The organism is Cytophaga hutchinsonii ATCC 33406, from assembly GCF_000014145.1.
Classification (GTDB): domain Bacteria; phylum Bacteroidota; class Bacteroidia; order Cytophagales; family Cytophagaceae; genus Cytophaga; species Cytophaga hutchinsonii.
Window position 1 is genome coordinate 2,176,378 of record NC_008255.1, and the last position, 22,862, is coordinate 2,199,239.

Genomic DNA, 22,862 nt, shown 5'->3' on the forward strand with positions numbered 1-22,862 from the left:
GATATTTAAGGAATAATTATTCAACGGTTAATGTATTCTTGCTATCAATATTGGTGCGTTTATCAAAATGAAACGCTACAAATTTTGCTTCATTCTGAAAGCCACTCACTACAGCAGATACACGCCCCATTTCTAATTGGTTATCATCAAAAACTTTTGCAACAAGCGTATCCGTATAGGGTTTATTGAAAATAACGTATACCATCAATAAATTGTCTGTACCAATACTATCGCTGGTAACATACGTTTTACCAAACTCAACACCATGTTTTTTTAAATTTTCAGGCAAGGTCACTTTCACGTCAAATGCTTTCTCAACGCCCTTTGCAGCACCTTCAATAAATTCACCTGCTGTTTGTCCGGCAACATTCCCGGCTTTGTTTATACCACCTTTTATAGTATCTGTCGAGCAGGAAAAAATCCAGAGAACCGTTACCAGAACAAGTACATTTTTCATTTGTATGTTTGATTGATTAAACAAATAGATATTTTGTAAATATACGGTTATTCAAGTATAATTTTTTTCATAGAACTACTCGATTTGTCACGAATGAAGTACATAGATTTTGGTAGCTGTAAAGTTATATTTAAATTTTCTTCATTTTTTTCATATGTAGCCACTACCTTACCTGTAATATCCATAAGCTCAAACACACCATTTTTACTTGACTCAATTGTAAACGTACCGTTATTCGGGTTGGGGTAAATATTCCATCCAGTTTCTTGATTCACCGTATTAAAATCTGTAGTAATTGTGCCATAACAACTTGAAGTATCCGAACAGCCTATACCGGACGTTACAATTACAGCATACCGGCCATTCATAGCAGCTGGTGTATACGTTTGATTTGTAGCACCACTAATACGTTGCATAGTTGTACAGTCTATCCATTGATAAGAAGCACCATTCAAATTTGCTTTCAATTGTAATTGATTTTGAGACACGGATGTATTAGGTGTACTAATATTCACTTTTATGGAATTATATCCAACACATCCATCTGGATTTGTTACTGTCACGTTATAAATTCCTTCCTGTGTTCTTGAAATATTATTAATGACCGGATTCTGTGCTGATGATGTAAAATTATCCGGACCGGTCCAATTATAAGTCACGCCAGCAACAGTATTATTTAATATGGGGCTATTTCCCAAACAGGTAGTTACAGAAATATTGGTAGCACCAACATTCAACCCTAGTTTTTGAGCAAACGGAAACCCATTGCTATATACAATATATATCACACCATTTTTATTTATTGCAAGAGATGTATTAGTTGCACGAGCCTTAGTAAAACCTCTATCTCCAACATAATCCCAGGAAACACCATTAAATTTCATAACAGTTGCCTTTGATCTATTTGAGAGCTCACTAAATGTTATGTAAAGTTGTCCGTTATGATCAAATGCCATACCTGCACTTACTACTTCTCCTGCTGAAATCCATTCTGGTCCTACATTAACCCATGTAGTTCCATTAAACTTTTTTACTGCAGCTTTTCCGCCATTTGTATAATCTCTGTAAACTACATATGGCATATTATTATTATCTAATTCAATAGTTAAAAATTCTGCTACGCCCTTTGTAAATCCCATATCGCCTACAGGTTGCCAATCATTTCCATTAAATTTCAGTACAGTGGCTTTCATATCTTTTGTCCAATCCTGGTATAGAACATAAGGAGTATTATTACCATCTATTATTAATGTAATATTACTAGCATAAGATTCAGAAAATCCTGGCAGTCCAACATATACCCAATTCATTCCATTAAATTTCATTACAGTTGCTTTACTGGTATTTGCCCAATCCATAAATGCTATGTAAGGAACATTATTGCTGTCAATAGCAATTGTAGTATAATTAACGCCCCCTGAAGAAAATCCTGCTGCTTCCCCGATATTATTCCACGAAACACCGTTGAATTTCATAACGGTTGCCTTATCCTCATTTGCAACATCCTTATAAGCTACATAAAGAAATCCGCCAGTATCTATAGCTAGAGAAGGTGAAGATATTTCGCCTAATGAAAAACCCGGAGTACCTACATACTCCCAAGCCATTCCATTAAATTTCATTACAGAAGCTTTTTTACTATGTTCCAAATCTGAAAAAAATACATATGGGGTACCTGAATCATCCAATATTATTTTAGAAAGACTTCCTACAGGTCCATCTGAAAACCCAGTTCCAGTAATATTTTCCCAGGATGTTCCACCATCAAACTTCATTACAAGTGCTTTACAAGCAACCCCACAATCTTGAAAACCTGCATATAAAGTACCATTATTACTAATTGCAAGGGCCGGGTAACTGGCATAACCATACGAAAATTCTGTATTTCCTACACGTTCCCATGTAGTCCCATTAAATTTTACAACAGTAGCCATACCGAAATTTTCAGTATATAAAACAGTTGGATTCCCATTTACATCCAACACCATAGAAGTACTAATCGCAGCACCCGAAGAAATGCCTGGCTGACCTACATAAGACCAACTTCCGCTATTAAATTTCATAACCGACAATTTTGAATTATTTGCTTTATCAACATAGGATACATAAGGAACATTGTTTGCATCCAGAACTAATGATACTGAAGAAGCTATTCCATTTGAAAATCCTGGAGATCCAACATACTCCCAGCTTGTACCTGTAAACTTCATCAATGAAACAGCTGATGATTGTACCGCATCTGTAAATGCAACATATGGCAAATTATTCGCACCTATAAACAAAGATAACTCCTGAGAATATGTTGGTGAAAAGTCTGCTAAACCAACATATTCCCAATTTGTACCGGTAAACTTCATAACCGATATTTTACCGCTATCACTAGTGCCAAATATTATATAAGGCACCCCCTGCCCATCTAAAGCAATAGATAAAGAGTATACAGAATGCGGATAAAACTCCGGAGTTCCAACCGTCTCCCATGATGTCCCGTTAAATTTCTTTACTGCCGGTGAATTATTTTTTAAATAATCTCTATAAGCAACATAAGGAGTTTGATTTTTATCTATCGTGATCGTTGTATTAGAAACAGGACCATCAGAAAAGCCTGGCATACCAACAAATTTCCAAGATTGTCCGTCAAATTTTTTAACAGAAGCTTTAGTGCCACTATCCCAGTCCTGATAGACGATGTAAGGAATTCCATTTATATCCAATGCTATATCATTTTCCCCGGCAATATTATAACTGGGTTGATTTCCTTCTTCCGGACCCAACGGCTCCCATTTACATTGAGCATAACCAATATTGACATCTAATAAAAAAAGTATGACTAATAAATTTAATAGTGTTTTAATTATGAGTTTCATTATTTCTGTTGAATAAAATGTTATATATATTTAAATCATGACCAATAAAATATAATCTAAGATGTTCAATTAACCAGCAGTCAAATCAATTCTTAAATTATAAATCATAATAATACAATTATATTTTATTAAATCACAACGATACTTTCACCGACAGAAAAAAAACTACTTGAATACGAAAGAAATCGAGAATCAGGTTTTCATTCATTTTGTTTAAAGTCAAAAGCTTAACATTCACCTCGAGTTCACCAAATCTGCCTGCTATCTTTAGTAAAAGAATAATAGCCTTGAACTGTTATTGTTAAGTTGGGAGGTATCCGCTAAAGTTAATTTTTTCCAAATTTACACCCCGGCCACAATCTTCTTCAACTGATTTACATGTCTTACCGTGTGCACTGTCATAAATTGAATCCACTCTGTACGGGTAAGTTTGCCCGCATTGGGAAGTTCAAAATCGAGACAGGTTCGTGTGAGATCCTCTCCTGTATGTATAAAATCCTTGATGCCGTTTATCCGTTTATTCAGTCCGCTCAAAAGTATTGTTTTATCAAACGGGCCCGTGCCGGGCACGATAAATTCAGGCGATTGCATTTTAACATCAACATTCAGAAACAGCTCTCTTATGGGTCCGATCTTCTCTTCTACCGGCCGTGCCGTTGCTTCTGTTTTACCGTTTAATATCGCCGCAATACCATACGATTTATATAAGTGATCGCCTAATTGGCCGGGTGTCCAGCTGCCTTCAAATGGTACTGCATTTAATTGATTTTCGGACAAAGGGGTGAGCAGATGCATAAGCTCATCAGTTGTATGTGTAAGCTGTGCTAAAAGTTCCTGATGTGTCATGATATATGTGGTTGAATAGTTATTTATAAAAATAATACTTCTTACTACAATACCAACGGGCAATCATGCCATTATGCAGGGGCATTTAAGACAGTATTTGCTGTTTCAACTAATAACTTCTTTCCATCTATCCGAGATAGAAATTATTTGGATCAATAAAATGTACAAGTATTTATGCACACTAAAATATTTTTATCTTATGTAAAGATATAATTCAATTTAATGTAAATATCTTTATACAATCGTATTTTTAAAAACCAAATGTATATGAAAAATCTATTTCTAATCTTTTCACTTTTATTCACACATGTATTCCTGCAGGCTCAAGAGGTTTCAATTCCGGATGCAAATTTTAAAGCTGCATTAATTGATCTTGGAATTGATGCAAACAATGACACAAAAATTCAGGTCAGCGAAGCCGAAGCTGTACACTATCTGAATGTATCTCATAAAAGTATTGAAGACCTTACTGGTATTGAATATTTTATCAATTTGGATACGCTGTATATATATGAAAATTTCATTCTTAGCTCTATTGATGTAAGTAAAAATGTTAAGCTGATCACGTTGGTGTTAGCTTACACGCAGATAACCGCTATTGACCTGAGCCAGAATACAAAATTAAAACATCTGGTGTGTCCGTATACACCAATTGATGCTCTTGATCTGAGCAATTGTCCGGCATTGGAATTCCTTTCTTGTCACAATACGCATTTAACATCTTTAGATTTAAGTATGAATGCAAATCTTGAACATTTAGAGTGTGGAGCAAATCAAATTGAGTCGCTTGATTTAAGTAAAAATATCCATCTGAAAGAGCTGGACTGCCGAAATACCGATATTACTTCGCTTGACCTAAGCAGCAATATGGAATTACAATTTTTATTATGTTCCGATCTTAGTATAAGCAGTCTGGATCTTACCAAAAACACCGCATTAGAATACGTAAACTGTATGAACAATGAAAACCTGGAACAGATCTGCGTCACTACACAACAGCTGTCACTTACACCCAACTGGCAGAAAGATGACGATGCCGTTTGGAGCAACAATTGTATACTGACAACAGATGTGAATGATCAGCAATCAACCGCTGCCGCAAAAGTAGTGTATAAAGTATATACAATCACGGGTGCGGAAATAAGTGAATCAAATGCACAGGAAGGCATTTATATTTATTTGTATACAGACGGAAGCCGTGCAAAACTGGCAAAATAAAAAATCTATAGTATGATAAAACAATAACCGCTTTGGTGCACGTGCACCAAAGCGGTTATTGTTTTATTCGTGTTACAGACGAATAAATTCTATGTATGTATGTATGTATGTATGTATGTATGCGTGTGTGTACTTTTTATATTTTTTAAAGAGCTGCATCCATTGCGTCTCTACTTGTTTATTTCTTTCAGACGAAGCGTCACCGCATTCTTATGCGCATCCAACATTTCGGCGGCAGCCATGGTTTCAATCACCGGACCAATCTTCTGCAAACCTTCCTTAGTGATCTTCTGAAACGTTACTTTACGGATGAAGGAATCTAGCGATACGCCTGCATATGCTGTGGCGTATCCGTTAGTCGGTAAGGTGTGATTGGTACCCGATGCATAATCACCTGCAGATTCAGGCGTGTATGGACCGATAAACACAGAACCGGCATTTACAACCTTAGCCACCAGATTATCCAAATCTTCTACTTGTAAAATCAAGTGTTCCGGTGCATAGAGATTACTCATCGCCATAGCCTCATTCATATCTTTTACTAAAAAAGCTTTGCTGTTATCCAACGCTTTGGCAGCTAAATCTTTCCGTGATAGTTTTTCCAGCTGCGCATCAACTTCAGTTTGCACCCGATTAATCATGTCTTCACTATCACTTATCAGCACTACCTGACTGTCGGCACCGTGTTCTGCCTGCGACAATAAATCGGCTGCAACAAATGCAGCATTCGCCTGTTTGTCTGCTATAACGGCAACCTCCGACGGACCGGCCGGCATATCGATTGCAACACCATATTTTGTAACCAGTTGTTTGGCTGTTGTTACGTATTGGTTTCCCGGACCAAAAATCTTGTACACCTTTGGAACAGATGCGGTACCAAAGGCCATCGCTGCAATGCCTTGTGCGCCGCCTGCTTTAACAATGGTTTTAATACCCAGTAAATTTGCTGTATATAAAATTGCCGGATGAATTTTTCCTTCTTTATTCGGCGGCGTACACAACACCAGCTGCGAACAACCTGCGATGGTTGCGGGAACACCCAGCATTAAGATGGTTGAGAACAAAGGCGCTGTACCACCCGGAATGTACAACCCTACTTTTTCGATCGGTAAACTCTTTCTCCAGCAGTTCACACCAGGCATTGTCTCTACACTTATCTGTACTTCTTTTTGCGCGGTGTGGAATTTCTCAATATTTGTTTTAGCAACCTGAATGGCTGCTTTTAATTCTTCTGAAACCAATACCTTTGCTTCTGCAATCTCTGCATCGGTTGCTAACAAAGACTTCGGTGCAGCACCATCAAACTTCAACGCAAAATCAATCAGTGCTGCATCACCACGTTCCTGAACTTCTTTCAAAATCGCAAGAACACGCCCCTCCAGCTCCGCCGCTTCCATTACAGGGCGCTTGAGAAGGCTTGACCAATCAGATGCTGCGGGATATTTATAGACTTTCATATGAGTATAAAGTACTGTTTTTAGTATAGAGTACTAAGTACAGAGTACAGAGTACAAAATTCTTGGTATTGATTTATTATTTATTATTTATAAATAGCTTGTAAAAAAAAGAGTACTGAATATAAAGTCTTCGCATACTTTGTACTCAGTACTATGTACTATATACTTGTTCTTTATACTTTATACTCCGTACTCTGTACTTAGTACTCCGTACTACTTCACGATCTTCTCAATCGGCAGCACCAGAATGCCTTCTGCACCTGCTTCTTTCAGCTTGCTTAATATTTCCCAGAAATCACTTTCCTTTACTACTGAATGTAACGAGCTCCAGCCTTTTTCAGCTAACGGCATTACGGTTGGGCTTTTTACACCTGGTAACAATGCCGTAACTGTTTGAATCGCATGATCCGGAACGTTAAGCATAATATATTTTGTTTTCTCTGCATTCTTAACTGCAGAAATACGGAACATCAATTCATCCAGAATAGCTTTCTTTTCTGCGCTCAACTGCGGACAAGCCGCTAAGATCGCTTCAGAACGGAACACTACTTCAGTTTCTTTTAACCCATTGCTTATTAATGTACTTCCTGAGCTTACGATATCACAGATGGCATCGGCAAGACCAATACCCGGTGCAATTTCTACCGAACCGCTGATTTCATGAATGCTTGCCTTTATGTTATTTTCAAATAAATAATCCGATAAAATATTCGGGTACGACGTGGCAATGCGCATACCGTTCAGGCTTTCTTTACCTGTAAATTCCATTGCTTTAGGAACACCAATAGATAAACGGCATTTAGAAAAACCTAACTGACGAACCGTATCCATCTTCTTCCGTGTCTCAACCGCCACATTCTCGCCTACAATACCAATATCTGCTACGCCGTCGGCCACATAACCCGGAATATCATCGTCTCTTAAAAATAAAACCTCTAAAGGAAAATTATATGCAACTGATTTCAAGGTGCCACCACCACTGCTGAATTCGATACCACATTCTTTAATTAATTTGATTGATTCTTCACTCAATCTTCCCGACTTCTGGATTGCCAGACGTAAAACAGTTGACATAGTTTTTGATTATCTTTGAAATACCGACAAATATGGCACAATTCTATTTATTTATAAAGTAAAAAAGCAGTAAATCCCTTGCCTCTTATTTCATCTACATACAAACGTCCGGCTTTCTTAGCCAATAAACATCTGGAAACCATTTATCCGGCATTATTCAGACCTGATGCTCAGCTAGTAACACAAACAGAACGCCTGGAATTGCCAGATGGTGATTTTCTGGACCTGGATTGGTACCGACAAGGATCATCTAAATTAATGATCGTTTCCCACGGTCTGGAAGGCAGCTCAAAAAGCACCTATGCCCGCTGGATGGCCAAACGCCTGATTGCGGAAGGATATGATGTGCTGATCTGGAATTTCCGTGGGTGCAGCGACACACCTAACCGTTTATTGCGCTTTTACCATAGCGGAGACTCACAGGATCTGAGAACAATGCTGGAACTGGCTGTTTTTCCAGCTGATTATCAAGATCTGATCCTGATTGGTTTTAGCATGGGCGGAAATATTACATTGAAATATCTGGGGGAACAGGAAAATATTCTGGATGCACGTTTGCGCTGTGCCGTAACGTTCTCTGTACCCTGCGATCTGGCTTCGGGTGCAGCGCATCTTGCAAAATGGGAAAGCATGGTATACATGAACCGTTTTATGCGTTCATTGAAAAAGAAAGTAAGGGAAAAAGCGACCCGTTACCCTGCACTCGATCCGAAACCTCTGGAGGGGATACGTACCTTTGATGCATTCGATGAAATGTATACGGCACCGTTACATGGTTTTAAAAACGCACAGGATTACTGGCACGTAAACAGCAGCTTATTTTACATTCAACAGATAAAGTTACCCACCATTTTAATTACAGCGCAAAATGATCCTTTTTTAACGCAGGCGTGTTATCCTGTCGAAGAAGCCCGTAAAATGCAGGATTTCTTTCTGGAAATATCAAAACATGGCGGTCATTGCGGCTTTTCTCAATTTAATAATACAGGGTTTTATTGGTCAGAAGACAGATGCGTTGAATTTATTCAACAATATCTCTAACTTGCAGCTATATGTGTGGTCGTTTTTCAATAGCAAAAAGTAAAGAAGAAATCGCAAAGCGTTTCAATGTTGGTGCACCGGCTAATTTTAAGCCCAGGTATAACGTTGCCCCTTTGCAGCAATTGCCCGTTATCACGAGCAAAAAACCAAATGAGATCAGTTTCATGCGTTGGGGCCTGGTGCCAAGCTGGTCGCTTGATGCATCAACCGCTGCAAACATGATTAATGCACGCGGTGAAACCATAACATCAAAAATTCCTTTCAAACATTGTGTAAAAGATCAGCGCTGCCTGATACCGGCAGATGGTTTTTATGAATGGAAAAAAGAAGGCAAAGCAAAAATACCGTTCCGTTTTACCTTAAGCAACGAAGATCTATTCTGCTTTGCAGGCTTATGGGATTCGTGGGAAAACCAGGAAACAGGTGATATTTTAAATACCGTAACAATCATTACAACGGAAGCCAATAAACTGGTAAGCGATGTACATGAGCGCATGCCGGTGATCCTGCGTAAAGATCTGGAACGTTTATGGATCTCTGAAAGCATTACAGACAGCCAGATCAGCAGTCTGCTTAAACCATATGAAGCACAATCGATGGCTTCATACAAGGCACATAAATCGGTGAACGCGGCATCAAACGATACACCCGAGTGTATTCAGCCTGCACCTAAGATCTATCCGGGAGAATCCTTCTCTCTATTCGACTAATCCATCATGGCGGATATACAATTACCTCAGGCCTTCATTACTCAGATGGAGACACTTCTGGGTAATGACTATACAGCATTTGAATCAGCATTACTGCGTCCTTCCAGACGCAGTATACGTCTGCATCCGCATAAATGGCCGCAGCCGATGGGCTTAACCCAGGTTCCCTGGTATAAAAATGGTTATTGGTTAGACGAAGAGGCTACCGTAACCTACGATCCCCTGTTTCATGCCGGCACCTATTATGTACAGGAAGCAAGTTCGATGTTTCTTGCACAACTGCTTGAAGCCTGTATCAAAGACAAGGAAGAACTAACCGTGCTGGATCTGTGCGCTGCGCCGGGCGGCAAGTCTACGTTGATCTGCGATGTACTGGATGAAAAACATTTGCTGATAAGCAACGAAGTAATTAAAACACGGGTAAATATTCTGGATGAAAATTTACTGAAGTGGGGGTACAATAATGTGATCGTTACACATAACGACCCGGCAGACTTTGACCGTTTAGGTACCTTCTTTGATATTATTGTTGTAGATGCGCCGTGTTCGGGCGAAGGGATGTTCCGGAAAGATCCTGCCGCTATCAACGAATGGGATACAGCTCATGTAGACCTGTGCTGCAGCAGACAAAGGCGCATTTTAAGTGATATCTGGCAGGTGTTAAAACCGGGAGGTATTATTATTTATTCTACCTGCACATTTAATCGCAAAGAGAATGAAGAGAACATGCGCTGGATGCAGGAACAGTATCAGGCGGAAGGTATTGAGTTAAATATTCCTGCTTTTGAAGGTGTTGAAACCGGAAACGAAAACGGCATACATTTTTATCGCTTCTATCCGCATAAGGTTACAGGTGAAGGCTTCTTTGCCAGTGTGATCCGCAAGCCGGAAAGCGCTGCATGGACAAACCATACCGGTAAGCGCGAAAAGTGGAGCAAAGACCGTAAAGTCCAGCAAAAACAAACCATACCGGAGATAACAAAAACTATTTTAACAAAAGAAGACGCGTATGTCTTTTTGCATAAAGAAGAATTCCGTTGTTTCGCTCAAACATTTAAAGATGCACTGGAACAGATCAGTATGTGCCTTAAAATTTATCGTGCGGGTACTCCGCTTGGTACATTAAAGGGAAAAGATTTTTTACCGGATATTGCTGTAGCAATGTCTATTCATCTGAATAAAGAACTATTTACGTGTATTGAGCTGAGCTACGAAGAAGCGATTAAGTATCTGAGTAAAGAAGACTTTGTGTTAGCGCAGGAATCAAGCGGCTGGAACATTATGTGTTACAAGGGTGTGCCGCTGGGCTGGATCAAAGCCATGCCAAACCGGTTCAACAACTACTTTCCGTCTGAATGGCGCATCCGCAATCAGTGGGACGGCGTGAGTAAGCGGTTTATGATTGGGGAATAAGTGTTACGTTTTAGGTAATACGTTTTAAGATATCGTTTGTCATAATCAAGAGCAGTCGTCAGACCGCTTTTTTTCGGTCCAACGACTTACTAGTTATAAACCATTAAAACGATTTTTCTTATTTATCAAATCATTTTTCATATTGGTAAGGAAAACGACAAATTTATCTTCTAATTCATTGTTGAATTCACCTGTTTCTTCATTTATTCCTTGAACTTTTATTCTTATGTCTGCAATTATTTCTTCTCTCTTTTGAACGATTAGAAGCTTTTTGTGATCAGGAATGTTTTCACTACAATGATTAGAGTTTACATGGAACTCAATATGATTTTCAGTGATTTCTGAATCACGTTTATCAATTATATTCTTGTGAAAATTCTTCGGATACAATTCTAACAAAGTCAAATTTTGGACTGAGTGAGCTATCTGATATCGAATGAATACATAATAAGTCCCTCCGCCATCAAATTCCACTTTTGAAACACATTTTGATACCGGTGGATCAATTCTTTTATATTCTTTTAAAATACTTAAGGGAATTTCTTCAATTTTGTGTTTACCAGCCAATGCTTTAGCAAGCATTTTAATCTCATCTTCAGAAAGATGTAAAACATCTTGATCAAATACTTGAGAAAAGCATTTTTTGAGGTACTCTGAGAGATAATCTACTGTAGATATCTCATTAAATAATTGTAGATGATTTTTCATTTTTTAGATAATTTTAAATTTTATGGAACAAACAAACTTACTCTCGATATTTATCTATTATTTATACATTCCCCATTTATGGGGAAAAATGTTCTTTAAAAATTTCTGTTTATATAACCAACACCAAACGGCCTCATTTCAAATTGCGTTAAGAAATTTTGGTTCTTCGCCGCGGCGAAGATTCAAAATTTTAGCTTATTTGAAATCAGCCTGGATTTTTTGGTTCTTTTGCATCAAGGCAAAAGAACAATGAATAAAAAATAAGATGAATGAGATTTAGGAAAAAGAACTTTACTTGAAATATGTGTCAAAAAAAAACCATTTATCCATCACATAAATGTTACGGTAAGTTTTAACAGATCGTTAGATTAAATTAGAGCAGTCATTAGACTGCTTTTTAGCTTTCATGGTCATTATTGAAGGTCAATTACAAACCGTTGAAACTTTTTTTCGTATTATTTTTCATACATATTGCAGTATCAAATGACAATATCTTTTATACATAAAATCCTTACGACCCTGATCACACTGGTGTGGCTGGCAAACGGCTTGCTTTGTAAAGTACTCAATCTTGTACCCAGGCATCAGCAGATCGTTGCACGCATATTAGGTAATGAACACGCACGGGTATTAACCACAGCTATAGGCGTATCAGAAATTATTATGGCCGTGTGGATTATCAGCGGCTTTAAAGCACGGTTCAACGCATTTACACAAATAGCTGTTATTATAACCATGAATACAATGGAATTTATATTGGTACCGGATCTATTGCTTTGGGGTAAATGGAATGCATTTTTTGCCTTGTTATTTATTGGTGTTATTTATCTCAATGAATGTTATCTGAATAAAAAACAACTAGATCACCAATCCTAATATGTTGTCCTTCCTGAAAGATCATCCCTTTGCCGTTGAAGCTTTTTTTGAATCATCCCTGGTATTAACATTTGCTATACCTAAAGAAGAGCTGCAGGCCTTGATTCCAGCGTGTCTTGAACTCGATACCCATAACGATCAGTATGGGTTTGTTGCCGCTGCCATGGTGCAGACGAAACATCTCCGTCCAAAAGGTTTTCCCGCATTTATGGGCAATGATTTTTTTCTGATCGGCTACCGCGTATTTGTGCGGTATACGAATTCCGCGGGCAAACGCTTACGCGGTTTGTACATTTTAAAATCTGAAACAGATAAAAAGAAAATGGAAATAATGGGAAACATCTTTACCCATTACAATTATACTACTACCGATATTCTGCAAACCCAGTTTGAAGACAGGAAAAAAATCGCTTCCATAAAATCCGGCTTTACTGTTACAATTGATACAACAGACGCTCCTGCAGCGTTACCTGAAGATTCGCCGTTTTCCGGCTGGAAAGAAGCCAGAAGGTTTGCCGGTCCGCTCCCGTTTACGTTCACCTATAATACAGTTACCAAAGAAGTGCTGATCATTGAAGGCGTACGTGAAAACTGGACACCCAACCCTATCCGTGTGCACGATTATCATTTTTCTTTTTTAGATACACTCGATCTTAAAAACGCTGTTCTGGCAAATGCGTTTATGATCAAAAATATTCCGTATTACTGGAAGAAAGGTAAAAAAGAAATATGGAAATAAACCGAAAATCCTTTCAGGGTGTAGGCAATATTATCCGGTTCAACTGGCATTTTTATGTACTTGCTGTTGGTACGGTTATGTTATTATTGTTGCTGGCCCAACAGATTGGAACGGTATTTCAGCCATTCGTATATATTCTGTGTTTCCTTATAGTGAGTTGCATAGCTGTTTCACTGCTTGCGTCCTTTTATGTATACGATCTTTCCGATCTGTACAACTTAAACTGGATGGATAAAAAAGATTCAGACCAGGTAATTATAAATATACATTCCGGTTTTGATGAAACCAGTACGTTATTGATACAGGCCTTTCCAGAGGCTTCTCTCAGCGTATTTGATTTTTATGACCCGATAAAACATACGGAAGTATCCATTAAACGAGCCCGAGAAGCGTACCCTCCTTTTCCGGGTACACAAAGTATCTCCACTGATTACATTCCTCTTACGGATGCTTCGGTAGATACAATTGTTGTTGCCTTATCTGCACATGAAATACGTGATGCGGCAGAACGCATTCGTTTTTTCAAAGAATTATTCCGGATACTGAAACCAGGCGGCAACATATATATCACCGAACACCTGCGTGATGTACCAAATTTTCTGGCATATAATATCGGCTTCTTTCATTTTCATTCTAAAAATACCTGGCTGCAAACCTTTAAGCAATCGGGGTTACAGGTAATACAGGAAATAAAAACAACGCCTTTTATTTCAACGTTTATTCTTACTCGGTATGGAAATTCAATTTAAACTTATCGGCCTGCTCTTTATTCTATTGGCCTTGGTACACATCATTTTCCCCAAACGGTTTAACTGGGATACAGAATTAAGTACCTTGAGTCTGATCAACCGTCAGATCATGCTTGTTCACACCTTCTTTATTGCGCTGATTGTTTTTCTCATGGGCATCTTATGCCTCAGCTCTGCACACGATCTGGTATATACCGCATTCGGAAAAAAGATATCGCTTGGATTGGGTGTATTCTGGGCGATACGTTTATATGTGCAATTCTTCGGTTATTCTTCTGAACTCTGGAAAGGCAAACGGTTTGAAACATCTGTTCACATTTTATTTTCATTCATGTGGACGTATCTTAGTATGGTATTTATTTCAAACTATTTTATTGAGAATGCATAGCCTCTATACATTCTGATGCACCTTCTTTAAAAACTCAAGCATTTCATTTCCTGTCAGAATATCCATGGTACCGTGTATGATAAACTGAATACCAACGCACAAAATAAGAAAACCCATAATCTTTGTCATTGCGTGCAGACCATTCACGCCAAGTACTTTTACAAGTCCAACAGACGAACGTAATACAAGCAGCACCACGCAGGCAACAAATATAATACCCAGCGCGATATAACAATAATCGGAAATATTTTTAGCCAGTGAACTCATACCGATAACAACCGAGATAGAACCCGGTCCGCTTAAACTGGGCATGGCCAAAGGGGTAAACGAAATATCTTTTTTATTTTCAGCTTCTTTTGTTTCTGCCTCTGTTGTTTCAATTTCATCATTTGGTTTGAGCATTTTCATACCAACACCTGCTACCAGTATGCCGCCGGCAATACGCATGCCCGGCATAGACAAACCAAAGAAATTCATAATAAACGAGCCACCCACCAGCGAGACCAGCAAAATTGCCAGCATGTAGATTACACCCTGCGTAGCCTGTGCGTTTCGATACGATTTGGTGTCACCCTGTGTGAGCGATAAAAACATAGGTGCCGTGCTGAAAGGATTGATAATGGGTAAAAGTGCTGCAACCGTTGCAAAAATTAAGTCCATGCGTTTTTAATGTATAAGTATTGTATGAATTGGTTATGATATAAGTTACCAAACATTTCGTAGAGACGCAATTTATTACGTGGGTTTAATAACCAATTTATTGCTTCACTGCAGAATGATATATTTTTTTTGATTATATTCAGGTATGCACATCTTTGTTTACGGCACACTTAAGAAGACGTATAAAAACCTCAATGCATTCACGGCTGTCTTTCATGCGAATACAGAATGGCTGTGCCATGCGGTTGTAAAAGGCGACATGTATATGAAAGACTGGTACCCGGCGTTGAAGCTGGGCGGAGAAAATCTGGTCTTCGGTGAGATCTACCGGATCAATTCACCTGTACTGCTGGAAACGATTGATCAGTATGAAGATGCTATTACACAGGAGGAATATGCGATCAAATTAAAGCATCTTGACCCGATCACATCGGATTATGTACGCAGGCACATCCGTATCGATGATATGGAGTGCTGGATCTATGAATACCTGGGCGAAGTGAGTGAACGCATGCGTATTGAAAACGGTGTATTTGAGATGCGGTGAGTTATTTTTTTTCTTTCAGCAACAGATCAATCTGCAGTTTGGTTAGCCTGTTAAGATACTCAATTACACTTGTTGGCTCTTTATTAATAATAGCATACAAGCTATCGCTATTTAATTTTTGAACTATAAATCGGTTTTCATTTTCATCGATTTTTTTTAAAGCTCCTATTACTTCGTTCTTGTCATTGACTCCGCCCCAGTTTACTTCTGTGCGTTCTTTCATTTCCTGTAAAATATTTACCTGAGTTAAATCAATTGAGGTATCTCTTTGCGCCTGTTGATATAACGTTTTTTCAATCTTACATAAATCTATGTATTCTTTATTTAACACATTAGCATATTCAACATTTGAATAATTTTTAGGCATAAAAATCCCTATGAACATTAATACAGGCATTGATATTAGAACAAATTCAATTACAAAAATAGATTGTATCCGTTTTCTATTCAGTACTACATAGAATAAACCAAGCACAAGTGTAATACATGAAAGAGCACACGCACACACTTTTATTGGTCCAGCAAATGGCCATTGCATAATGCTAAACAAACGTTGTATGACTAAACCGATAAACGTGGCTTGAATAGAAAAAAGCAACGGATATCTAAAAATAAGTTTATCAATATTGGCATTGGTTTCTTCTTTTTGAAAAACTGACAAATAATATAATCCAATTAAAGGCTGTAATACACATGTAAGCAATAACCCAAATGCTCTGGTAACGTTAAACATCATTAAGCACAAACCAATTAGTAGGACCAATGCAAAAATCAGTTGCAGGATTTTCTTATTCTTCATTCTGTAAGTTATATCAGATACTGTTTTTATTCAAAAAAAAAACAGCCCGTATAAACAGGCTGCTTACTAATAATGTTTTTGCTATTACTGGCATTTACGCACACAAAAATGTATGACTGTTTCCGGACTTGGATTCCAATAAGTGCTATAGTATGGAGGATTTCCATCTATGAAATTTATCTTAGCTGAATGTCCTCGATTTTGGGACTTTTGTTTTAAAGCCAGGATATGATAGGGCGCATGAACGGCATCCTTACGTGGAGCACCGCAAGCCATATACAATTCCGGATCTGAACTATCAATTAGATCCAGCAAATGCAATTTGTTCTCAAGAGAATACGCATTAATCTGTGCATTGTCTTTAGTACCATACATTCTTAGAAGACGTTTATCTACCTTAGTCTGCCCCCATTCAATATACTGATTCAATAACACATCTGAAGCATTGTACGGAGCAAATACTTCATCATTCCATTTTAAAATATTCATGGAGGCTTGTGGATTAAGCGCTACAATGCCTTTAACAGCACCGCCATTCTTTTCGGATTGCAATCCAATCCAGAGCGAGATTTCGGCCCCGCCTGAATCACCCAGTAAAATAATTTTATTCTTGTCTATATTATATTCATCAGCATGTGTTCTTATATAATCAAAAAAAGTTTTGCCATCCTGTAAGCATTGTTTTACAGTAACATTTTTCCCATCTGCTAACAGGGTATAATTTATAGATGCATAGGCAAATCCATTATTATCCAGATCTGCTGCGGTTAATACGTTTACAGATTGATTACTGTTAATCAACTGAGCCGTTGCAGGTAAATTATAATCTGTTTTATCGCGTTGTGTAAAACCGCCGCCATGAATAGCTATTATTAAAGGGCGTTTCGTTTGAGCATCCGGATAATACCGAATAAAAAATGTATTATCCAAACTGTCATTATTTTTATAATTACCTTCATATATAACAGCATTTGAAACGCGTAAATTTGCTTTCGATTCAGTTGGCTTAGGTGTTTCTTCTTGTTTTGAATAGTTCTTTGTACAGGATAAAATAATCAGCAGCAAAAAACTTAAAAGTAAACATTCGATCTTATTTTTCATTTTATAAATAGTTGAAATGTTATTTATGATATTAATTATGATTTACAAACAAAAATACCCCGCCAAAAGCGGGGCATTCAAATAAAAAATTTTTTTAATTATATCGCTTCCATGATCAGTCCGGCAGCACCCAGCAGGCCTGCATCGTTCTCTAGCGTAGCTTTACCGATGTACATATCATCTGTATAGTATGTTGGCAAATGTTCCAGCATTGCTTTCTTCAGATTCGGAACGAAATAATCAAAGGCTCCTGAAATACCGCCGCCTAATAAAATATTATTCAGATCCATTACTCGTACAATATTCACAAGACTTTCACCGATAATTGTACCGATATCTGCCCATACAGCCAATGCCAAAGCATCGCCCTGAGCAGCATGATCTGCAATTACTTTCGGAGATAATTCAGCTATTGTATGTAAGCTGCTTTTCTTTGCTACATCTAATGCCAGCTGTTCATGTGTGTAGGCGATCAGATGATTGATCCCAACCTGATTTTCCAATGACTTGCCTCTTGTTGTAAGCATGTGCCCCACTTCTGTACCATTACCACGGCCGCCGATAAACAGCTTGCCGTTCATCATAACACCGGAACCAACTCCTGTACCCAACGCAAGTAGAATAAAGGTCTGCATGCGTTTGTTTTCTCCAAAATAATATTCACCCAATGCAGCGCATTTCGCATCGTTTTCAATTTTAAAATGGATATGCGGAAATTCTGAACGCAGGATCTCAACAATAGGCACATTTACCACAGAAGGGATATTCGGTAGCAGGATAACTTTAGTGCGGTCCAGAGAAACTAAACCCGGCCAGCCGATTCCAACACCTTTTACTATTGGGTATTGTTTCAAAAAATTTCCTATTTCCAGCTTCATCGATTCAACAAAACCAATACCGTTTACCCAGTCGGCCGTCATAAAACGTGTAGCGTTTTGTATTTCTCCTTCAGGAGTAACCAAACCAAATTTTACCGAAGTTCCACCTACGTCAATTCCTAAAATCATTTCTTTATTAATTTGTTTTTAAAGCGATCAACTTTCTATAATCATTTCCACCCGATTAATCTGGTTTAACGATCTTTTCAGCGTTCTAAAATAGGAAATTCTATTGTAAATAGAAAAGGCTGTTAGTAACAAGCCCCTTAGATCTCTTCTGTCAATTCGTTGGAAAGAGGTTCTTTAAGGGTCATTTTTAGCCACAGTAGTCCGATAAGGGCTGCTGTTACCGATGACAGCATAATGGCAATCTTTGAACCGGAAATAACCGCATGATCATCAAACGCCAGCAGGGTTATAAAGATGGACATGGTAAAACCTATGCCGCCCAGACATGCAACACCTATAACCTGCATCCATTTAAGATCATTCGGAATGGAACAGATTCCCAGCCACACAGCTATAGCACAGAACAGTGTAATACCAAGCGGCTTACCAACAACAAGACCCAGGAAAATACCGATGCTGTTTGTACTCATCAGCGATGCTGACCAATCACTGTCAATAATAATACATGTATTGGCTAAAGCAAAGATGGGCAGAATAATAAATGCCACCGGTTTATGTAACCAATGCTGCAGCTTTATAGAGATGGAATCCGGATCGCCTTTACCAAACGGAATTACAAAGGCTAAGATCACACCTGTGATTGTTGCATGTACGCCTGAGTGCAACATGAAATACCACATGACTATGCCGCCCAGTAAATAAGGCCATAGAATATTTACATTACGGCGGTTTAAAATAAATAGAACGGCCCAAATACCTGCAGCGCCGGCTAAATACATAACGTCAATACCTCTAGAGTAAAAAATAGCAATTGTAAATATTGCACCCAGGTCATCAATAACTGCCAGCGCCGTAAGAAATACCTTTAATGAAAGCGGCACCTTGTTACCCAGTAAGGAAAGAATGCCTACGGCAAATGCGATGTCCGTTGCCATCGGAATTCCTGAACCCGATTGAAACGGTGTGCCTGTATTAAAAAACATGTGAATACAGGCAGGTACAATCATTCCTCCTAATGCAGCGATAATCGGAAGTAATGCTTTTTTAAAATTGGATAGTTCACCTGCGTACACTTCCCGTTCTAATTCCAGGCCAATAAGTAAGAAGAAGATCGTCATTAAACCATCGTTCACATAATGTTCTATGGTATGTCCGCCAACGAACATCTCCCAGAAACCAATATAACTGTGGCCTATCGAAGAATTTGCTACAAGTAATGATACGATGGTTGCAATGATCAGTACAACTCCTCCTGCTTTTTCATTTTCGAGGAAGTTCTTATACATTTGAGTAACTTTCATGGGCGGTAAAAGTATGTGTTTGAGAGGTAATGGACGATGCTCCTGATTAACAAAAATAGAAAGTTCTGTATAGGTATCGTAGTATGTGCTTAAGTTTTACAGAAAAAATACATAACTATACTATCATTCAATAAATTACTGTTAACTCTACTAAATCAGCAAATTTCTGCAGACTGACTATAGTATCTTTTTAAAGAAAGAATTAGCTTTATCTGTTGCAGGTTTTCACCCATGCGTCAGTTTATATTGTATATTATTCTATGCCTTGTTTTCGCTTACATACTGCTTCAGCAACGTACACCGCTTCTGATATCCAAAACCAAACGGATCAGCAGCACGATGCACTTACTGCTACGGCACTTGGTTTATGTAAAGACTGGTTCGACGGGAAAGAATGGTTTGAATTAAAAACATCGGGCTCAACAGGTGCGCCTAAAATTATTTCCATTCATCGCAGCCAGATTGAAGCAAGTGTAAACGCATCGATGGATTTTTTTGAATTACAACCATGCGACACAGTTGTCTGTCCATTGAGCATGCAGGTAATCGGCGGGCAAATGATGTTGTACCGCAGTATGATCGGCGGTTTAGATTTGTATATTCTGCCGGCAGATAAAAGTATCAGCCAGCTCGACACTTCTGTTGGGTATGTATTCATGCCTGTCTCAGCGATTCAACTGTATGAACTGCTCCAACATCACCCCGATAAAGTTGCTGCATTAAATCGTATGAAAAACATATTGATTGGAGGCAGTTCCATTTCTGATGCATTGCTTGCATCCATCCGCAAGCAGCTGCAAACAACCGTATGGCAATCCTATGGTATGACCGAAACCGTGTCGCATGTTGCCATGCGCTGCGTACATCCGGATACGGAAGCATATTATACGGCATTGCCGGATATTGAAATTGCCGTTGATCCGCGCGGCTGTTTAAAAATAAAAGGTGCTGTAACCAGGCATCAGTGGCTTCAGACAAACGATATAGTATCCTTGCGGAATGAAAAACAATTCCTGTTCATTGGCCGTGCTGATTTTACGGTCAATTCAGGCGGTATTAAAATTCAGGTTGAACCGGTTGAAAAAATCATCGATACATTGTTTCAGGAATGGCAGATTAACACCGCATTTTTTGTAGCAGGGAAAGCAGATGATGCGTTTGGAGAAAAATTAATTCTGGTAGTGGAAGATCCGGATCTCTCCCCTGAACTTCAAACAAACATATTGCATGAACTTGGAAAACGGCTTCCCAAATACCACACGCCTAAAGCGATTCAAACGATTCGGTTCTGTTATACCGCTTCCGGAAAAATCAACCGAAGCGAAACATTAAGGCAAAAATAAAAACGGTCAGCAGAATATGCTGACCGTTTTTATTTTTGCCTTTTTACATCTTAATCTTTAGATAACGGAATATTGATCCCGGCTGAGATAATGAATTGCTGTGAGAAGAAATGCTGCTTTGCAACACCTTCGCTATAGATCTTATCGTGTGTGTAACGCACATAACCGCTTTTCATAGATGCTTCAAGGAAGAAGTAGCGATAAATATCATAACGTACGGCTCCCGCTACTGTAAATACATATCCTGCAACTCTGAACGGCCCGTCTCTTTCATTTCCTAAAATAACAGATTGTGTTTTAGGAACCAGCAAACCACCGCCGCCTTTTAACAGCAAGCTTACTTTATGGTGCTTATTGATTGATGTATAAATAGTGTTTCGTTTCACCAAACTTAACGTAAGGTAATTGTTGCCGTTGGTATGTTCGTAATGCCAGAAATTATAATTAACGGTTGTATCCTGATCATACTGTACGCCTCTGATCTGGCCGGTCATATGAACCGTCTGGTCCTCTGTTACAATATATTTCAGGTGATCCCAGCCGCCTTCTATTCCCCAGTCGCCTTTGTTGTTAAAAAAATAACCGCCATATAACACATATTGCGGAACCGTTAAAGGCTGGCTTAACAGATTATTCATGTCTTTACGATCATGTGCTTTTGCACTATGCAGGGTAAAGTCATAATCATCATCTCGGTCATTTTTGAAATGTACATCACTGCGGGTATAGAAATCTTTTTGGTAGCCCCAGGTAATATAAAACGTGCCATGCATTTTTTTCTTTTTTACTGCGGCACTCGAATCCTGAGCAAAACTGCTTTGAATGCTTATAACAAAAACAATCAAAGAGATATTGAAATACTTCATAATTGGGGTTAATATAAGAAACAAAAGTACATATTTTGATTCAGATAGCTGATGATTCAAATCATAAATTGCATCCACTTTTTGTAGGAATTCTGTAGAATGCAATAAAAAAAGCGCTTACGGATAGTAAGCGCTTTAAGCATTCAAATAATTGTATGGATTTGTATAATCTTATCTATATTTTTTCAAAAATTCATCCGCGATTTTCTTTTCATCGAAAACCGGATTCAATTTAGAAATATCAACGGCACAATTGCATTCAACTTTTTCAAAATCTGTAATACGTAACGCTACGTTTGGCAGACCAAGGTCTTTGTCTTTTGAACTCACATCAATAAACTCAAAATCCAGAATAGCCAATAGATTAGCATCTACTTTAGCTTTGGTCAACAGATCAATTACTTTTTCTTTCAGAAAATCTGAATAATTTAAATTTAAAGAAGCCAGTTTCATTTCAATCAGACGTTCTCTGAAATCGTAATACTCTTCTTTAATAGCATCTACCAGTTCATTAGCAAAATCTGCATCTTCGTAATCGCCTTCATCAATAAATTCGGTAGCAATCAGTTCTTCACCCCAAATTTTAATAACTAAATCTGAATCTTCAACCAAGAGTTCAACCTCTTTTTCCTGAAGCTTAATACCTGCTTCATCTTCAGCTAATTCTACTAATTTTTCAGTAAGGATATTCATTG

General features: G+C 38.3%; 23 protein-coding genes. 10 read left to right on the top strand and 13 right to left on the bottom strand.

The features are described from left to right. Positions 1-16 precede the first annotated feature (16 nt). The 3 genes from CHU_RS09075 to CHU_RS09085 all read right to left on the bottom strand — a co-directional run bounded on the left by CHU_RS09075 (position 17) and on the right by CHU_RS09085 (position 4,170). A complete protein-coding gene (locus tag CHU_RS09075) occupies positions 17-457 on the bottom strand; it encodes a hypothetical protein (RefSeq protein ID WP_041932299.1) in 441 nt (146 codons plus the stop codon). A gap of 47 nt (positions 458-504) precedes the next feature. Further along, complete coding sequence (locus CHU_RS09080; RefSeq protein ID WP_041932300.1) at positions 505-3,324, bottom strand: T9SS type A sorting domain-containing protein; 2,820 nt, start codon at positions 3,322-3,324, stop codon at positions 505-507. 342 nt (positions 3,325-3,666) lie between these two features. Then, complete coding sequence (locus CHU_RS09085) at positions 3,667-4,170, bottom strand: DinB family protein (protein ID WP_011585242.1); 504 nt, start codon at positions 4,168-4,170, stop codon at positions 3,667-3,669. 267 nt (positions 4,171-4,437) lie between these two features. Between CHU_RS09085 and CHU_RS09090 the strand changes: the two genes are divergently transcribed. Beyond that, positions 4,438-5,388 carry a leucine-rich repeat domain-containing protein gene (locus tag CHU_RS09090; RefSeq protein WP_049755514.1) on the top strand — a complete coding sequence of 317 codons (951 nt, stop codon included), beginning with the start codon at positions 4,438-4,440 and terminating at the stop codon, positions 5,386-5,388. 170 nt (positions 5,389-5,558) lie between these two features. Here CHU_RS09090 and hisD read toward each other — a convergent pair whose 3' ends face one another. Both hisD and hisG read right to left on the bottom strand, forming a co-directional pair. Then, positions 5,559-6,845: a histidinol dehydrogenase gene (gene hisD, locus CHU_RS09095; protein ID WP_011585244.1), complete on the bottom strand. Its 1,287-nt coding sequence runs from the start codon at positions 6,843-6,845 to the stop codon at positions 5,559-5,561. Between the two features lie 213 nt (positions 6,846-7,058). Next, positions 7,059-7,919, bottom strand: a complete 861-nt coding sequence (gene hisG, locus CHU_RS09100) for an ATP phosphoribosyltransferase (protein ID WP_011585245.1) — start codon at positions 7,917-7,919, stop codon at positions 7,059-7,061. A 78-nt stretch (positions 7,920-7,997) separates the two neighbouring features. Between hisG and CHU_RS09105 the strand changes: the two genes are divergently transcribed. Genes CHU_RS09105 through CHU_RS09115 form a run of 3 tightly spaced genes read left to right on the top strand, consistent with a single transcriptional unit; the run spans position 7,998 to position 11,083 of the window. Next, a complete protein-coding gene (locus tag CHU_RS09105) occupies positions 7,998-8,960 on the top strand; it encodes a YheT family hydrolase (protein WP_011585246.1) in 963 nt (320 codons plus the stop codon). Between the two features lie 11 nt (positions 8,961-8,971). Next, a complete protein-coding gene (locus CHU_RS09110) occupies positions 8,972-9,670 on the top strand; it encodes an SOS response-associated peptidase (protein ID WP_011585247.1) in 699 nt (232 codons plus the stop codon). A gap of 6 nt (positions 9,671-9,676) precedes the next feature. After that, the gene (locus CHU_RS09115) at positions 9,677-11,083 is read left to right on the top strand and encodes a methyltransferase RsmF C-terminal domain-like protein (RefSeq protein ID WP_011585248.1); all 1,407 of its coding nucleotides are present in this window, start codon (positions 9,677-9,679) and stop codon (positions 11,081-11,083) included. A 93-nt stretch (positions 11,084-11,176) separates the two neighbouring features. On the opposite strand, the gene CHU_RS09120 is transcribed toward CHU_RS09115, so the two are convergent. Further along, positions 11,177-11,791 carry a hypothetical protein gene (locus CHU_RS09120; RefSeq protein ID WP_011585249.1) on the bottom strand — a complete coding sequence of 205 codons (615 nt, stop codon included), beginning with the start codon at positions 11,789-11,791 and terminating at the stop codon, positions 11,177-11,179. Between the two features lie 483 nt (positions 11,792-12,274). Between CHU_RS09120 and CHU_RS09125 the strand changes: the two genes are divergently transcribed. The 4 genes from CHU_RS09125 to CHU_RS09140 are packed head-to-tail and all read left to right on the top strand — an operon-like array spanning position 12,275 to position 14,543. Next, positions 12,275-12,667 carry a DoxX-like family protein gene (locus CHU_RS09125; RefSeq protein ID WP_049755516.1) on the top strand — a complete coding sequence of 131 codons (393 nt, stop codon included), beginning with the start codon at positions 12,275-12,277 and terminating at the stop codon, positions 12,665-12,667. A 1-nt stretch (position 12,668) separates the two neighbouring features. Continuing rightward, entirely contained in the window at positions 12,669-13,406 is a 738-nt protein-coding gene (locus CHU_RS09130; RefSeq protein WP_011585251.1) for a DUF2071 domain-containing protein, read from the top strand. After that, positions 13,397-14,155, top strand: a complete 759-nt coding sequence (locus tag CHU_RS09135) for a class I SAM-dependent methyltransferase (RefSeq protein ID WP_011585252.1) — start codon at positions 13,397-13,399, stop codon at positions 14,153-14,155. Before CHU_RS09130 ends, CHU_RS09135 begins: the two co-directional genes overlap by 10 nt. Then, a complete protein-coding gene (locus CHU_RS09140) occupies positions 14,139-14,543 on the top strand; it encodes a hypothetical protein (RefSeq protein ID WP_011585253.1) in 405 nt (134 codons plus the stop codon). Before CHU_RS09135 ends, CHU_RS09140 begins: the two co-directional genes overlap by 17 nt. A gap of 3 nt (positions 14,544-14,546) precedes the next feature. Here the strand turns inward: CHU_RS09140 and CHU_RS09145 are convergent, their stop codons facing one another. Further along, on the bottom strand, positions 14,547-15,203 hold the full coding sequence (locus CHU_RS09145) for a MarC family NAAT transporter (protein ID WP_011585254.1): 657 nt from the start codon (positions 15,201-15,203) through the stop codon (positions 14,547-14,549). A gap of 145 nt (positions 15,204-15,348) precedes the next feature. Between CHU_RS09145 and CHU_RS09150 the strand changes: the two genes are divergently transcribed. Further along, positions 15,349-15,750 carry a gamma-glutamylcyclotransferase family protein gene (locus CHU_RS09150; RefSeq protein ID WP_011585255.1) on the top strand — a complete coding sequence of 134 codons (402 nt, stop codon included), beginning with the start codon at positions 15,349-15,351 and terminating at the stop codon, positions 15,748-15,750. 1 nt (position 15,751) lies between these two features. Here the strand turns inward: CHU_RS09150 and CHU_RS09155 are convergent, their stop codons facing one another. The 4 genes from CHU_RS09155 to nhaA all read right to left on the bottom strand — a co-directional run bounded on the left by CHU_RS09155 (position 15,752) and on the right by nhaA (position 19,958). Beyond that, positions 15,752-16,549: a hypothetical protein gene (locus CHU_RS09155; protein ID WP_011585256.1), complete on the bottom strand. Its 798-nt coding sequence runs from the start codon at positions 16,547-16,549 to the stop codon at positions 15,752-15,754. Positions 16,550-16,633: 84 nt separating this feature from the next. Beyond that, positions 16,634-17,650, bottom strand: a complete 1,017-nt coding sequence (locus CHU_RS09160; protein ID WP_011585257.1) for an alpha/beta hydrolase — start codon at positions 17,648-17,650, stop codon at positions 16,634-16,636. Between the two features lie 98 nt (positions 17,651-17,748). After that, positions 17,749-18,657 (bottom strand): ROK family protein, encoded by a 909-nt coding sequence (locus tag CHU_RS09165; RefSeq protein WP_011585258.1) that lies wholly within the window; start codon positions 18,655-18,657, stop codon positions 17,749-17,751. A 137-nt stretch (positions 18,658-18,794) separates the two neighbouring features. Then, the gene (nhaA, locus tag CHU_RS09170) at positions 18,795-19,958 is read right to left on the bottom strand and encodes a Na+/H+ antiporter NhaA (RefSeq protein ID WP_011585259.1); all 1,164 of its coding nucleotides are present in this window, start codon (positions 19,956-19,958) and stop codon (positions 18,795-18,797) included. Between the two features lie 260 nt (positions 19,959-20,218). Between nhaA and CHU_RS09175 the strand changes: the two genes are divergently transcribed. Further along, positions 20,219-21,301 (top strand): AMP-binding protein, encoded by a 1,083-nt coding sequence (locus tag CHU_RS09175; RefSeq protein ID WP_143144039.1) that lies wholly within the window; start codon positions 20,219-20,221, stop codon positions 21,299-21,301. Positions 21,302-21,351: 50 nt separating this feature from the next. On the opposite strand, the gene CHU_RS09180 is transcribed toward CHU_RS09175, so the two are convergent. Next, positions 21,352-22,167 carry a hypothetical protein gene (locus CHU_RS09180; RefSeq protein WP_143144038.1) on the bottom strand — a complete coding sequence of 272 codons (816 nt, stop codon included), beginning with the start codon at positions 22,165-22,167 and terminating at the stop codon, positions 21,352-21,354. 171 nt (positions 22,168-22,338) lie between these two features. Beyond that, positions 22,339-22,860: a hypothetical protein gene (locus CHU_RS09185; protein ID WP_011585262.1), complete on the bottom strand. Its 522-nt coding sequence runs from the start codon at positions 22,858-22,860 to the stop codon at positions 22,339-22,341. Between the last annotated feature and the right edge of the window lie 2 nt (positions 22,861-22,862).